This window comes from Bacillus sp. FSL W7-1034 (assembly GCF_038593365.1).
Taxonomy (GTDB): Bacteria; Bacillota; Bacilli; order Bacillales; family Bacillaceae; genus Bacillus; species Bacillus altitudinis.
On the sequence record NZ_CP151989.1, the window covers coordinates 1,223,481 to 1,238,774 of the forward strand.

Genomic DNA, 15,294 nt, shown 5'->3' on the forward strand with positions numbered 1-15,294 from the left:
AAAACCCTCCATTGTATAAATGAGACAATGCACACATCAAATAATTATATATTCTTTTGTCGAAAAAAAACAGGTGTAGTCGAAAATTTCTTCACTTTTTCTATTTGATCTTATTCTGACCTAAAGATGTGATCTCAACTCACCTTTTTCAGAAAGGGGAAAAGAAAGCAAAAAAGCGGACCATTTTTGGCACCGCTTAAAAGTTAAGAAGCTGAATAAACAAGCTTAAATCGCTCACAAACAAGAAGCATATCTTCCTTAAATGTTAATCCGTACGGCTTAAGGGCTTCTGTGAAAAATTCTTCATGTTCTTTGTACCAATAGTCATATGAAAGATCGCCTTCACCTTCTGCTTTTGCAAATGATTCAGGAACCTCATTCATTGGCATGATATCTACTTGCGTGATCTCTATGATGGCTTTTGGTTCCTCCTGGCTATCCAAAATGACCGCATATTGACCGGGTTTTGGAAGAGGCTCTTGTTCTTTTTCGTAAAAAAGGTATCCAGAACAAGTGGCTGTTTTTTTCCCTTGTTGTACAAGGTCAAGCAAGTGATCTGGATTTGCGCCAAATGCCCAAGCAGAAACAGAGGCGTGATCAGGAGTTTTTTCTGATTTTTCTTCCCAATAAGATTCCCAAAATAAAGTGCTTTTGTGGTTCATTCTTTTCCCCCCTTTGTTATGAGTTTATTATATCGTGAAGTTTCAAACTTGGAAAACGTATGTCTTTATTACTACGAGATGTGCATGTCATATGTTTTGAAAACATGTGTTTTGTTTGGCAGATATAGGATGATAGAATGAAAAATTTTGAAATTTTAGAATAATCTATTGTATTCTGGTCAAGAAGTCGGTAAGGTCAAAGTAAGAATATGGAAGGGGTGTTGTTCATGAAACGCATTTCTCTAACTGTTTTGTCCATATGTCTGTTTGTTTTCTCGTTTTTCCTGCCGGTCAGCCAAGTCACTGCAAACGAAACTCATGGGAATAAAGTAGCTGTTGGCAAAGATGGTATGGTGGCTACTGCACATCCGCTTGCATCGGAGATTGGTGCTGACGTATTGAAAAAAGGTGGGAACGCAGTGGATGCTGCTGTTGCCATTCAGTACGCACTTAACGTAACAGAGCCAATGATGTCTGGAATTGGCGGTGGCGGATTTATGATGGTTTATGATGGGAAGACAAAGGAAACATCCATCATCAATAGCAGAGAGCGAGCACCACAGGGCGCAACACCTGACATGTTTTTAACAGATGATGGAAAAGTGATCCCGTTTGCTGAGCGATCTACACATGGAAATGCGGTAGGTGTTCCAGGGACTGTAAAAGGTCTTGAAGCTGCATTAGATAAGTGGGGTACTCGTTCTATGAAGGAATTGATTGAGCCCTCCATTCAACTTGCAGAAGATGGTTTTGAAATTGATTCTGTCTTGGCAAATGCGATTGATGATCACCAAGGAAAATTGAAAAAAACGGCCGCAGCGCCAATTTTTCTTCCAAATGATCAGCCGCTCGAAGAAGGAGATCTGCTTGTCCAGCCAGGTCTTGCAAAAACATTTAAACTCATTGCGAAAAAAGGAAGCAAAGCGTTTTATGAAGGAAAAGTAGCAAAGGCACTTGCAAATACAGTTCAAGATTTTGGCGGGACGATGACTTCAAAAGATATCAAACGTTATGAAGTCAAGACTGACAAGCCAATCTGGGGAGACTATAAAGGATATCAGCTTGCAAGCATGCCTCCACCAAGCTCAGGCGGGGTGTTTATGCTACAAATTCTCAAAATACTTGACCATTTTAACCTGTCTCAGTATGACCCCAAATCATTCGAAAAATATCAGCTGCTTGCTGAAACAATGCACCTCTCCTATGCTGACAGAGCCGCATATGCCGGCGACCCCGAATTCGTAGATGTTCCACTAAAAGGACTACTAGACGATGATTACATTTCAGAAAGAGCCTCTCTCATTCAATTAGATCAAATGAATCGCAGCCCGAAAGAAGGAGATCCTTGGGCATATGAGGATGAGAAAAATCCATCCCCAATTGTTCCTCAGCCAGAAGATAAAACCATTGGTGAGACGACCCATTTTACTGTTGCAGATCAGTGGGGAAATGTTGTGTCATTTACCACTACCATTGAACAATTATTTGGTACAGGGATTCTTGTTCCAGAGTATGGATTTTTCTTAAATAATGAACTGACTGATTTTGATGCAAGACCTGGCGGGGCAAATGAAGTCCAGCCCAATAAACGTCCATTATCAAGTATGACCCCGACGATCATTTTTAAAGATGGAGAGCCTGTCATGACTGTTGGGTCTCCTGGTGGAACGACGATCATTGCTTCTGTTTCACAGACGATTCTCAATTTACTTGAATATGACATGGAGCTTCAGGATGCGGTAGAAGAGCCAAGAATCTACACAAACAGCTTAACTTCGTATCGTTATGAAGTAGGTGTCCCTCTAGATGTAAGAACAAAGTTAAATGATATAGGTCACCAGTTTGGCAGTTCCCCTATTGATATAGGGAATGTGCAAGCTTTACTGATTGATCGAAAAGCAGGGACATTTACTGGAGTAGCTGATTCAACGAGAAATGGAACTGCTGTAGGTGTCAATCTAAAGGTAGCTGCAGATCAATAGCATTTCCCGGGAAAAGAAGCGCCTCATCAAGAAGGCGTTTCTTTTTAGTTTTCATTAAAATAAAAACACAGTTGACACCTGTGAATAGTTTGAATAATATATAGACTAACATCAATCATACATAGCTGATCGGACAACCGAAGGCTCTTGGCATTGACGTACAGGACTTTTTTGTACTTCAATCGCTGAGGGCCTTTTTTGCGTATAGAACTGAAAACGGCAAGGTTGGTGTCACTATTCAATGTGAAAGGGAGCGGATAACATGAAAAAATGGATATGGATTTCTATTGCGATGACACTTTTCATCATCACAAGTGCTGCATGCTCAAATGCGAATGAAGCCTCAAATCAAAAGGGAAAGGTTGAGCTGTTGAATGTGTCATACGATCCTACACGTGAATTGTATCAGGAATACAATCAAGCCTTTCAGACTTATTGGAAAGACAAAACCGGTGAGGATGTGACAATACAGCAGTCTCATGGAGGGTCAGGTAAGCAGGGGAGATCGATTATTGATGGACTCGAAGCAGACGTGGCTACACTTGCTCTTGGGTACGACATTGATGCCATTGCAGATCGAGGGCTACTTTCAAAGGATTGGCAAAAAGAATTTCCGAATCAGTCCACACCTTATACGTCTACTATTGTGTTTCTTGTGAAGAAAGGAAACCCCAAAAAAATTAAAGACTGGGATGACTTGATTCAGCCGGGTGTATCTATCATCACACCAAATCCAAAAACGTCAGGCGGTGCAAGATGGAATTATTTAGCCGCATGGGCATATGCAGATAAAACCTTTCATGGGGATGAAGAAAAAACGAAGGATTTTGTGAAAAAGTTATATGAGCATGTCGAGGTGCTCGATTCAGGTGCTCGTGGCGCCACAACAACTTTTGTCGAGCGCGGTCTTGGTGACGTGTTAATTGCTTGGGAAAATGAAGCCTATTTAACACTGCATGAATTAGGCAAAGACAAATTTGAGATTGTCAGTCCCTCCATTAGTATTTTAGCAGAGCCGCCCGTTGCTGTTGTCGACCAAAATGTGAAACGAAAAGGAACAGAGAAAGTGGCAAAGGCTTATTTAGATTATTTGTATTCTAAAAAAGGACAGGAAATTGCGGCTAAAAACTATTATCGCCCAAGAAATCAAGAAGTGCTAAACAAATATAAAGATCAATTTAAAGAGATTGATATGGTGACCATTGATCAGGCATTTGGCGGATGGCGAAAGGCGCAGAAAAGATTTTTTGATGATGGCGGATTATTTGATCAAATATATAGCGGACAAAAATAGGGGGCGACGTGATGAAGAAAGGCTATGCTGCCGCCAATAAAAGAAAACGTGTATTGCCTGGATTCGGGCTGAGTCTCGGAGTGACACTTGTTTATGTCAGTGCGATTGTCGTGATTCCTTTATCTATGGTATTTATTTGGACGGCTTCATTAGGAGCAGAAGGAATTTGGAATGTCTTTAGTGATGCGCGGGTGCTAAAGTCGCTGCAGCTTACGGTTACGACTTCTTTTGCAGCTGCACTCATCAATGCAGGTTTCGGTGTACTGATCGCATGGGTTCTCACGCGGTACTCGTTTCCAGGAAAGAACATCCTGGATGCCCTCATCGATTTGCCGTTTGCTCTTCCAACGGCAGTGGCTGGCATCGCTTTGACGACTCTATATTCTCCGAATGGGTGGATTGGGCAATTTTTGCATGTGAAGGTGGCATACACCCCGCTCGGTATTATTTTGGCACTGATTTTTATTGGCGTTCCATTTGTCATAAGAACGGTTCAACCGGTCATTGAGGGGCTTGAGCAGGAAGTGGAAGAGGCCGCAGCTATACTTGGTGCTACAAGAAAACAGACCTTTTTTCATGTACTGCTGCCTGCCTTGTTTCCAGCGGTGCTGACTGGATTTTCTCTTGCATTTGCAAGAGCACTCGGTGAATATGGCTCCGTTGTGTTTATAGCGGGAAATATTCCGTTTAAAACAGAGATTACACCACTGATGATCATGTCTAAGCTTGAGCAGTATGATTATCAAGGTGCCGCAGCCATTGCCTGTTTCATGCTGCTCTTATCATTTGTCATTTTGTTATTGATTCACGGATTGCAGTGGTTTGTCGAGCGGAAAAAACAAGTGGAAGTGAGGTGAGATGATTGGAAAGGGAGCTTATTAAAGAGCACCGCATCAAGTACAGGAGTCCTGTGACGGAATCAAAAGCGGTGAAGAGTATGTTGATTGGTGTGGTGTATGCTTTTTTGATTTTGTTTTTACTCATGCCGTTGATTGCTGTGTTTTCAAAGGCTTTTGAGAAAGGATGGAGTTCTTATCTTCTTGCCATCTCACATCCAGACACGCTTGCGGCAATTAAATTGACTGTTTTCATTGTGATGATCACATTGCCGCTTCAAATGATTTTTGGGGTCAGTGCTGCTTGGCTCATCACAAAATTTCATTTCCCGGGAAAACGTTTGTTAACGACTGTCATTGATCTTCCGTTTGCGGTGTCACCTGTCATTGCAGGACTTGTATTTGTACTTTTATTTGGTTCAAATGGACTTTTAGGACCGTGGCTTTTAGCAAATGGATGGAAAGTGATTTACTCTGTACCGGGGATGATTCTTGCGACCATCTTTGTGACATTTCCTTTTGTTGCGAGAGAGTTAATTCCGTTTATGCAAAATGAAGGCATTCATGAGGAAGAAGCATCGCTTACGCTTGGTGCCAGTGGATGGCAGACCTTTTTCCTTGTGACACTTCCAAATATAAAATGGGCCCTTTTTTACGGCGCCATTTTAGCAGGGGCTAGGGCAATTGGTGAATTTGGTGCAGTGTCGGTTGTATCCGGTCATATCCGCGGAATGACGAATACGATGCCGCTTCATATAGAAATTCTATACAACGAGTATCAATTCCAAGCGGCTTTTGCCGTGGCCTCTCTCATGGCATTTGTGGCGGTCATTACATTAATCATCAAGCAGATCATTCAGCAGATGGATCATAGGCTTGGCAAGCGTTCAAAATAAATGGAGGGATCAGCCTTGGGGATTACAGTGAAACAAATATCAAAGCAATTTGGGCAGACGAAGGTTTTGCAAAACGTGGATTTGACGATCGGAAATGGGGAATTGATTTCCTTACTTGGACCGTCTGGGTCAGGTAAGACGACTTTATTAAGAATTATTGCAGGGCTTGATGATGCGAATACAGGGCAAATCTTATTTGGAGAACAGGATTATACTTATATTCCAGTGCGAAAACGGCAAATTGGTTTTGTCTTTCAGCAATATGCGCTTTTTCGAAATATGACGGTATTTGATAATGTGGCTTATGGATTGAAGATGAAACCTAGAGGAGAAAGGTTGCCTAAAAAAGACATCAAAGAGCGGGTGCATGAGCTGCTGAAAGTCGTTCAATTAACGCAGTATGAACATCGTTATCCAGAGCAGCTGTCAGGTGGACAAAAGCAGCGTGTAGCACTCGCACGTGCACTTGCCGTCAAACCGAAAGCTCTTCTCTTAGATGAACCTTTTGGTGCACTAGATTCAAAGGTGAGAAAAGACTTAAGACATTGGCTGAAAAAAGTTCATCAAGAATTTCAAATGACGACCATCTTTGTGACGCATGATCAAGAAGAAGCGTTTGATATCGCTGATCGTGTTGTGGTGATGAATGAGGGCAGAATCGAAAAAATCGGCACAAAAAAAGAAATGACAGAGCAGACAGACAACCTTTTTGTAGCTGAATTTTTAGATATAGGAAGCCATATTTAACAAGAAGTTGATGTGATGTAATGAAAGAGATGCGGCAAAAAGCTGCATCTTTTTTTATAAAAATTTTCCTAGGAACATTGACTTATAATTTCGAATATTATAATATCTTTACAAAGGTAACAGTATTGAACATTTTATAACACATCTGTTTGTAAGCGCTTTATAAAAGGTTCTATTTTAAAATGTTCATTCTTTTTGTTACATGTGTTCATATTTATACCAAATGAAAGGGGTGGTTGTTTGAACAGCTTGTTTGAGTTAGATCAACAGCTGATTGAGCTGCAATACGAAGCATCTTCAAGTGAGGAGGTGACTGCCTATTTAGCAGAAAGGTTAGAAACTGGAGGGTATATTAAATCGAGCTTTTTACCAGCAGTGCTTGAAAGAGAAAAAACATATCCGACCGGTCTTCCTCTTGCGACCTTTGGGGTAGCCATTCCCCATACAGATCCTGAACATGTAAACAAACCGGCAATCAGTGTAGCGACATTAAAGGAACCTGTTATTTTTCATAAGATGGGAAGCCCTCATGAGACAGTTCAAGCTAAAATTGTGTTCGTTCTGGCAATCTCTGAACCTAGTAAGCAGCTCGTGATGTTAGAGAAACTGATGACGCTTTTCAGAAAAGAAGAAGTAATGACAAGTTTATCTCACATGACATCGTATGAAGAAGCCGTTGATGTACTTCAAAAAGAATTAAACCAATAGTTATTCAAGACATAATGTAAGCGCTTTATTTAAAATCAGGAGGTGGATGTATGATCAAGCAAGCCGTCGATTTCATCTTAGACTTAGGGCCAACAATTATGCTCCCAATTATTATGACGTTATTCGGTATGATTTTAAGGCAAGGATTTAAAAAATCCTTCCGTGCAGGTATTACCATCGGAATTGGATTTGTCGGGGTCAATCTGGTCATTAATTTACTTGTAAGCGGTCTTGGACCAGCAGCCAAAGCCATGGTCAATTCCCTTGGATTAAAGCTTGATATTTTAGATGTCGGCTGGCCGATTGGAGCCGCCATTTCATTTGGTACACCTGTTGCCCCTTTGATGATTCCTCTTGTGCTCTTGTTAAATGTCATTTTGCTGTCTGTTAACTTTACGAAAACATTGAATGTGGATATTTGGAATTTCTGGCATTTGATTTTCGCTGCTTCTGTTACTTACTACGCTTATCATAATATGTTCTTAGCTCTTGCCGTTGGTTTAATCGTTTCTGCGATTACACTAAAACTCGCCGATTGGACGGCACCGACGATTGAACACCATTTCGGATTAAAAGGCGTATCGATGGCTCATGCTGAAACGGTCAACTTCGCTCCGCTCATGTATGCGTCAAACCGCGTGATTGATAAAATCCCTGGTCTAAACAAAATTCATGCGGATCCAGAAACTTTGAAAAAACGTTTTGGCATCTTTGGTGAACCGCTTGTGATGGGTCTTATACTTGGTATCATTATTGGTCTTCTTGGGGGCTATGATGCAAAAGGTGTCATGACCCTTGGAATTCAAATGGCTGCAGTGCTTGTGTTAATGCCAAGAATGGTTGCTTTATTAATGGAAGGACTTATTCCAATCTCTGAGGGTGCTCGTTCTTATATTCAAAAGCGTTTCCCTGGAAAAAATGTCTATATTGGTTTGGATACAGCGATTGTCATTGGTCATCCAGCGAATATGGCTGTAGCCCTTTTGATGGTGCCAATCACCATTTTGCTCGCTGTCGTTCTTCCTTACAATGGTATGCTGCCGTTTGCAGACTTATCGGTTCTGCCATTTACAGTAGTATGGGCAGTAGCAGCCGCTCGTGGGAATATTATTCGCGGCCTCATTAACAGTATTTTTACCTTAATGATTGTCTTCTTCATTGCAACGAACCTTGCACCACTCGCCACAACAATGGGGAAAGCAGTTGGTTTCGACTTCCCAGAAGGGGCAAATATGATCTCTGGTATCGATCTTGGTTCACACGTCATTCCTTGGATCATGGTAAGACTTCTTGATCCGAGCAATCCTTACTTCATTGCAGCGATTGTCTGTGCACTGGCATATGCGCTTCTTTGGTACTGGGTGCGAAATGATATTAAAAAGCAGTATGCAAAAGAAATGGGCTTAGATCAGAAAGATCAATAAACGAGCTGGAGGGATTCTCATGGCAAAAAAAATATTAGTATCTTGCGGAACGGCAGTTGCGACGTCAACGGTTGTGGCAAAAAAGGTAGAAGAGACATTAAAGGAAAAAGGATACGATGTCATCGTTGAACAGTGTAAGGCATCTGAGGTTCCGCAGAAAGCGGAGGGTGCTGATTTAATTGTGACGACAACGCCTGTTAGTGATACAAAAGGAACGCCTGTGATTCAAACGTTATCTTTTTTAACGGGATTTGGCATTGAAGATGATATTGAAAAAATTATCGATCATATTAAGTGAACGATGATTGCGTGGAGGAGCTGCGAAAGCTCCTTCCATGTCATTTGAAAGGGGGAGCTCTCATGCAGCAGCATGCTTATAGCCGAACGTCTGCCATGTTTTCTATTTTCCTTCCGGCCTTGTTAATATGTGTGTTTTTTCTCTGGTCTCTTTATACGTTGATGTCGGCAGGACCTGAGCCATTAGCTGTGTTAGGTGTCTATACGCTGCCTATCCTTATGCTTTCTAGCATCACTGGCCTGAATCAGCCAACGAATATCATGATTAGTGAAGATGAGCTGAAAATAGGTGCTTTTGGCAGGTGGCACACATATGCCGTGTCCGATATTAAAGGAAAATTGTTTTTAAAACCATATCCTCATATCGGGAAAGTATATGTCAGAGTGGGACCTGCGCGAATATTTGGCGGACGCTACTGGATTTCAAGTGAGATGAGTGAGTACAAGCAGCTCGTTCAATCCTTGCAGAGTCTTGCGACATGTGATGAAAAGGAGGATGCGGCTAAATGAAATCAGCTGTCTTTTATTCTTCAGAGGACATTCGTTACGAGGAGCGGAAGCGGCCAGCCATTGGTGATGATGAAGTGTTATTAAAAATGCGTGCCTGCGGGTTATGCGGGACGGATATTTATAAAGCGACACATGAGACGGTACCTCCTGGCACAGTGCTAGGGCATGAAATCGCTGGTGACATTATCGAAACAGGCCGTCACGTCACACATGTTCAAACGGGAGACAGGGTGTATGTAGCGCATCATGTCCCTTGTTTTACATGTGACTTTTGTCAAAGAGGATTTTATACAATGTGCCCGCAATTTGCAGCCACAAATGTAGAGCCGGGCGGTTTTTCGGAATATATTCGTGTTCCTGCTTTACATGTTAAGCATACAATGGGCAAGCTCCCACATGACGTCTCATATGAACAAGGAGCGATGGTCGAACCGGTTGCCTGCTGTCTTCACGGCTTTGAAAGGGCGCCCGTTCATCCTGGAGATTCGGTCTTGATTCTTGGAGCGGGGCAAATTGGCTGCATTCAATTACAGCTTGCCAAATATTATTTGGCTGGAAAAGTGATGATCACAGACGTAAATGAGAACAGGCTCCTTCAAGCAAGAAATCTTGGGGCGGACGTCGCTTTTCATCCAGCATCTGAGCCAGTAGAAAACCGCGTCATGAAAGAAACAGATGGAAAGGGAGCGGACCTTGTCATTATTTCTGTGGGGAGCAGTGCGCTTTTAAAAGAAGCATTTCAAGCTGTCGCAAGAGGCGGAACGATTTTGGTCTTTGCTCACTTTCCGAAAGGGGATGTCTCCATTCCAGCAGAACGTTTTTTCCATGATGAAGTGAAAGTAGTCGGAGCTTATTCCTCGCATCCCTATCATTATCGTGAAGCGCTAGAGCTCTTAAAAGCGAAAGTCGTTCATACAGAAAAAATGGTGACGCATCGATATCCATTAAGTCAGCTTCGTCAGGCGATAGAATGCGCTAGGCATCCAGAAGGTGAAAGCGTCAAAATCATGATGTATCCAGATGAATGAGAATGTACGAGATGGAGAGAAAGAGAAGGTCTTTGGAAAAGGGCTTTGCCTTTCTCTTTTTTTCTGAAAAAAGATGAAAACGCTTAAAAAAAACGGAAATGCTTGACTTCAATGAGAGTTAAACGTATGATAATTACAAATGTAACACATAAGAACAAATGTAAAGGGGAGAGAAGAAATGCAAAAACAAATCACTTTGCCTGAACAGATTAGTCATGAGAAATTAGCAGATTTATATAAACAAATGTGGTTAGTAAGATATTTTGATGAAAAGGTCGATCAATTCTTTGCTAAAGGATTAATCCATGGAACGACCCATTTATGTGTTGGACAGGAAGCATCGGCTGTTGGATCTATTGCTGTGTTAAAGGATGAAGATAAGATTGTCAGTACACACCGCGGACATGGTCACTGTATTGCAAAAGGTGCAGAGGTCAATAAAATGATGGCTGAACTGTTCGGACGTGAAACGGGTTACTGCAAAGGAAAAGGCGGCTCCATGCATATTGCCGACTTAGAAAAAGGAAACCTTGGGGCAAATGGAATTGTTGGCGGCGGTATTCCGCTTGCAACAGGTGCGGCGCTCACGTCCAAGATGAAAAAGGAAGGCTTTGTGGTCCTTTGTTTCTTCGGAGACGGCGCCACAAATGAAGGCAGCTTCCATGAAGCGCTGAATCTTGCTTCCATTTGGGATTTACCTGTTGTGTTTATTTGTGAAAACAACCAATACGGCATGTCTGGTCCTGTGAAAGAAATGATCAACATTGAAGACATTTCAACAAGAGCAGAAAGCTATGGAATCCCAGGAAAATCGATTGATGGAAATGACATGGTTGAGATTATGAACACAGTAGATGAAGCGGTCAGCCGTGCAAGAGCTGGAGAAGGTCCATCACTTATTGAAATGAAAACGTATCGCTGGAAGGGTCACTCTAAGAGTGATGCGAAAAAATACCGTACACGTGAAGAAGAGACAGAATGGAGACAAAAAGACGGAATTAAACGCTTTAAGTCACTCTTAATGGAGCTAGATGTTCTGACAGAAGAGCAGGCTGCTCGTTTACAAGAAGAAGCGAAGCAAGAGATCGAGGCATCTGTTGAATTTGCGAAAAATAGTAAAGAACCATCAATTGACACACTATTAGAGGATGTATACGCCTAATTAGGAGGGGAATCACGTGACAAACACGACAGTGAGAGAGATTTCATATTTAGAAGCCGTTCGAGAAGCAATGAGTCAGGAAATGAGAAAAAATCAAGATGTCTTCATTTTAGGTGAAGATATCGGCGTATACGGTGGCGCATTTGGTGTCACGCGCGGGATGATCGAGGAATTCGGTCCAGAACGCGTCCGCAATACGCCGATTTCAGAGGCTGCCATCGCAGGGGGGGCAGTCGGAGCGGCTTTGACAGGGATGCGTCCGATTTTAGAACTACAATTCTCTGACTTTATTACAATTGCAATGGATCAGCTTGTAAACCAAGCAGCGAAAACACGTTACATGTTTGGCGGAAAAGGGAAAGTGCCGCTTGTTGTCAGAACACCAGCAGGTTCCGGGACAGGTGCCGCAGCGCAGCACTCCCAAAGCTTAGAAGCGTGGATGGCTCATATTCCTGGACTAAAGGTGGTTCAGCCTTCAACAGCTTATGATGCAAAAGGACTTTTAAAAGCAGCAATGGATGATGACAACCCTGTCATTTTCTATGAACACAAGCTTTTATATAAAACAATTGGTGAAGTACCAGAAGAGCAGTATTCGATTCCTTTAGGGAAAGCGGATGTGAAGAGAAGCGGAAAGGACGTCACAATTGTTGCAACAGCCATTATGGTGCACAAAGCGCTCGAAGCAGCGAAGGAACTAGAAGCGGAAGGAATCGATGTCGAGATCATTGATCCGAGAACGCTCGTCCCATTAGATGAAGAAACCATTATTGAATCTGTGAAAAAAACAGGCAAATGTATCGTTGTGCATGAGGCAGTGAAACGAGGCGGCTACGGCGGAGAGATTGCCAGTATGATAGCGGAAAGTGAAGCCTTCGACTATTTAGATGCACCTATTAAACGACTTGGCGGTCTTGCCGTCCCAATACCGTACAACCCAACGCTGGAAAAAGCAGTCATTCCACAAGTGCCAGATATTATTGAAGCAGCAAAAGAGCTCGTGCGCTCTTAAGTAAAGGGGAGAAGATCATGCCAAAAGAGATATTTATGCCGAAGCTAAGCAGTACGATGGAGATCGGTACCTTGCTTCAATGGTTTAAAGAAGAAGGAGATTCGGTTGAAATCGGTGAGCCTCTATTTGAGATTATGACAGACAAAATCAATATCGAGGTTGAAGCCTATGATGATGGCGTTTTTCTAAAGAAATATTACGAAGCAGATGATCAGATTCCAGTTAATGCTGTCATTGGATATATCGGAGAGGCTAATGAGCAGGTACCGAGCGAGCCGCCAGCGCAGTCAGATGAAGCATCTTCTGAAGACAGCGGAACGTCATCACCATCTGAACCATCTGTTTCGACTGAAGTTGAACCAGCGGTGGGTGAGAAAGTACGCGCAACTCCTGCAGCGAGAAAAACGGCAAAAGATCACCAAGTAGCCATTCACGAAGTATCTGGTACAGGACCAAAAGGCAGAATTCAAAAACGGGATGTCGAAGCGGCCCTTCACACGAACGAGGAAGGCCAGCGCGTATCACCACTTGCAGGAAAAGTGGCTGCTCGTGAAGGGATCGACTTAGCGAATGTTGCTGGTTCTGGCGCTCACGGCAAAATCATGAAGAGTGATGTGACAGCAGCAGGCGCACAAAAGGCAGAGGCTGCTCCAGTGAGAACACAAAAACTAGCCGGGATGAGAAAAGTGATCGCAGATCGCATGTCACAAAGTGCCTTTACAGCGCCGCACGTCACATTAACAAGTGAAATTGATATGACAAAAGCAAAAGAAGTGCGCAAACAGCTGCTCCCAGCGATTGAAAAAGAGACAGGCTACAGATTGTCGTTTACAGAAATCATCATCCATGCGGTCAGCAGTGTCCTCACGCGCCATCCGCAAATCAATATGACGTTTGAACAAAATGAGCTCCATTTCCATGAGGATGTGCACATTGGTCTTGCGGTTGCTGTGAAAGACGGCTTAATGGTTCCGGTCATCTCTCATGCAAATCAAAAAGGGCTGAAACAGCTCACAAAAGAAGCAAAAGAAATTGGTCGAAATGCACGCGATCAAAAGCTACTGCCAGACCAGTTGAAGGGGTCTACATTTACCATTAGTAACTTAGGGATGTATGCCATTGACACGTTTACCCCAATTATTAATCAGCCGGAAGTGGCGATTTTAGGCGTTGGACGCATTCAAGAAAAACCTGTAGTGATCGATGGAGAAATTCACGTGCGGCCAATGATGGGCGTCAGTTTATCATTTGATCATCGAGTGGTAGATGGTGCACCAGCAGCAGCCTTTTTAACAGACCTTAAAAAAGTGCTTGAACAACCATTTGAATTGCTAATGTAGGAGATGAATCGGATGACAAAAACGTATGATCTAACAGTCATTGGCGGAGGGCCTGGCGGATACACTGCCGCCCTTCAAGCCGCTGAACGTGGACACAAGGTTGCATTGATTGAAGAGGATTTTCTAGGGGGGACTTGTTTAAATCGAGGCTGTATCCCTTCAAAGACACTGCTCAAACATGCAGAAGTTATTGAATCCATTGAGAAAGCAAAAAGCTGGGGAATCGAAACAGGTGAGATGGTTCTTTCCTTCGATAAAATGAGAAAACGTAAAGATGATGTCATCGAAAAACTCAGGGGCGGAATCGCCTTTTTATTAAAGCAAGGAAAGATTGATGTATATAACGGCAGAGGCACAGCTGTGACAAAAAATCGCATTGACATTGAAAAACAAGATGGGTCAGAAACGATTGAAACAAAAGAGCTGATCATTGCCACTGGCTCATCACCTGCTATTCCGCCTATTCCAGGGCTCAAAGAGATTCAATTTGACACAAGTGATACGATCTTTGACATCCCAGATATTCCTGCATCTGTCGTCATTATTGGCGGGGGTGTAATTGGTCTTGAGCTGGCATGCATCTTCCAGAGTCTCCAATCAAAAGTCACCATTATAGAAGCCGCTCCGTCGATTATTCCACAGGAAGATGAAGAAGCGTCGAAATTACTAGAAAAAGAATTGAAGAAAAAAGGCATCCATATCGCAAAGAAAACGACGGTGACAGAGGTAACAGAAAGCGAAGGAGTCAAAGCGATTCATGCGACAGACGATAAAGGAGAGACGCACATCTTTACGGCTGAAAGACTGCTAGTTTGTGTCGGAAGAAGACCAAATGTTTCTGCTGTCAGTCAGCTTGATCTTCAGCTGGATGGTCCTTTTATTAAAGTAAACGATGAGATGAAGACAAGTGCTGAAGGTGTTTATGCAATTGGAGATGTAGCCGGCGGCTATCAGCTCGCTCATGCGGCGATGGCAGAGGCAGCTGTTGCGGTTAGCAATATATGCGGCGAGCCTGAAAAAATGAATCACGACATCGTTCCTAGATGTATTTATACATTGCCAGAAGTAGCGAGTGTGGGACTGACAGAGAAAGAGGCAAAAGCCAAAGGGCTAAACGTGCGGGCAGAGCGATTTGATTTAGCTGCAAGCGGAAAAGCGTTGGCAGCAGGTGTTCAAACCGGTTTTATTAAACTCGTGTACGATACCGTATATGGTGAAGTCATTGGCGCTACAATGGTTGGTCCGCATGTAACGGAGATGATATCAGAGGCTTCCTCATTTATGTATTTAGAAGGAACAGCGGAAGAGATGGCCAAAATGATTCATCCGCATCCAACCATCTCAGAAGGCTTTTATGAAGCAGCTCTTGATATTGTGAGTAAGCTGAGAAAATAAA

General features: G+C 42.8%; 15 protein-coding genes. 14 read left to right on the forward strand and 1 reads right to left on the reverse strand.

Annotated elements, in window-relative coordinates; all coding sequences use genetic code 11:
• Positions 1-203: 203 nt before the first annotated feature.
• Positions 204-662 (reverse strand): ASCH domain-containing protein, encoded by a 459-nt coding sequence (locus NST73_RS06175; RefSeq protein WP_073414248.1) that lies wholly within the window; start codon positions 660-662, stop codon positions 204-206.
• A 227-nt stretch (positions 663-889) separates the two neighbouring features.
• Here NST73_RS06175 and ggt point away from each other — a divergent pair, with 227 nt between their 5' ends.
• The 14 genes from ggt to lpdA all read left to right on the forward strand — a co-directional run bounded on the left by ggt (position 890) and on the right by lpdA (position 15,293).
• On the forward strand, positions 890-2,644 hold the full coding sequence (gene ggt / locus NST73_RS06180) for a gamma-glutamyltransferase (protein ID WP_342499466.1): 1,755 nt from the start codon (positions 890-892) through the stop codon (positions 2,642-2,644).
• A 262-nt stretch (positions 2,645-2,906) separates the two neighbouring features.
• Complete coding sequence (locus NST73_RS06185; protein ID WP_045034931.1) at positions 2,907-3,938, forward strand: sulfate ABC transporter substrate-binding protein; 1,032 nt, start codon at positions 2,907-2,909, stop codon at positions 3,936-3,938.
• 11 nt (positions 3,939-3,949) lie between these two features.
• Entirely contained in the window at positions 3,950-4,795 is an 846-nt protein-coding gene (gene cysT, locus NST73_RS06190) for a sulfate ABC transporter permease subunit CysT (protein WP_024719596.1), read from the forward strand.
• 5 nt (positions 4,796-4,800) lie between these two features.
• Positions 4,801-5,670: a sulfate ABC transporter permease subunit CysW gene (gene cysW, locus NST73_RS06195; protein ID WP_159145609.1), complete on the forward strand. Its 870-nt coding sequence runs from the start codon at positions 4,801-4,803 to the stop codon at positions 5,668-5,670.
• A 15-nt stretch (positions 5,671-5,685) separates the two neighbouring features.
• On the forward strand, positions 5,686-6,417 hold the full coding sequence (cysA, locus tag NST73_RS06200; RefSeq protein ID WP_024719598.1) for a sulfate ABC transporter ATP-binding protein: 732 nt from the start codon (positions 5,686-5,688) through the stop codon (positions 6,415-6,417).
• Positions 6,418-6,657: 240 nt separating this feature from the next.
• Positions 6,658-7,125, forward strand: coding sequence for a PTS sugar transporter subunit IIA (locus tag NST73_RS06205; RefSeq protein WP_008346265.1), 468 nt, complete (start codon positions 6,658-6,660; stop codon positions 7,123-7,125).
• Between the two features lie 50 nt (positions 7,126-7,175).
• A complete protein-coding gene (locus NST73_RS06210; protein WP_007498866.1) occupies positions 7,176-8,549 on the forward strand; it encodes a PTS transporter subunit IIC in 1,374 nt (457 codons plus the stop codon).
• A 19-nt stretch (positions 8,550-8,568) separates the two neighbouring features.
• Complete coding sequence (locus tag NST73_RS06215) at positions 8,569-8,847, forward strand: PTS sugar transporter subunit IIB (RefSeq protein ID WP_017367077.1); 279 nt, start codon at positions 8,569-8,571, stop codon at positions 8,845-8,847.
• 62 nt (positions 8,848-8,909) lie between these two features.
• Complete coding sequence (locus NST73_RS06220) at positions 8,910-9,356, forward strand: hypothetical protein (protein WP_008346260.1); 447 nt, start codon at positions 8,910-8,912, stop codon at positions 9,354-9,356.
• Positions 9,353-10,384, forward strand: coding sequence for an alcohol dehydrogenase catalytic domain-containing protein (locus tag NST73_RS06225; RefSeq protein ID WP_017367078.1), 1,032 nt, complete (start codon positions 9,353-9,355; stop codon positions 10,382-10,384). The genes NST73_RS06220 and NST73_RS06225 overlap by 4 nt, the downstream gene beginning before the upstream one ends.
• A gap of 178 nt (positions 10,385-10,562) precedes the next feature.
• Positions 10,563-11,546: a pyruvate dehydrogenase (acetyl-transferring) E1 component subunit alpha gene (gene pdhA, locus NST73_RS06230; RefSeq protein ID WP_048001645.1), complete on the forward strand. Its 984-nt coding sequence runs from the start codon at positions 10,563-10,565 to the stop codon at positions 11,544-11,546.
• 31 nt (positions 11,547-11,577) lie between these two features.
• Positions 11,578-12,558, forward strand: coding sequence for an alpha-ketoacid dehydrogenase subunit beta (locus NST73_RS06235; protein WP_026050078.1), 981 nt, complete (start codon positions 11,578-11,580; stop codon positions 12,556-12,558).
• A 17-nt stretch (positions 12,559-12,575) separates the two neighbouring features.
• Positions 12,576-13,898, forward strand: coding sequence for a dihydrolipoamide acetyltransferase family protein (locus NST73_RS06240; RefSeq protein WP_342499467.1), 1,323 nt, complete (start codon positions 12,576-12,578; stop codon positions 13,896-13,898).
• Positions 13,899-13,910: 12 nt separating this feature from the next.
• Positions 13,911-15,293: a dihydrolipoyl dehydrogenase gene (gene lpdA, locus NST73_RS06245; protein ID WP_056407862.1), complete on the forward strand. Its 1,383-nt coding sequence runs from the start codon at positions 13,911-13,913 to the stop codon at positions 15,291-15,293.
• Position 15,294 lies beyond the last annotated feature (1 nt).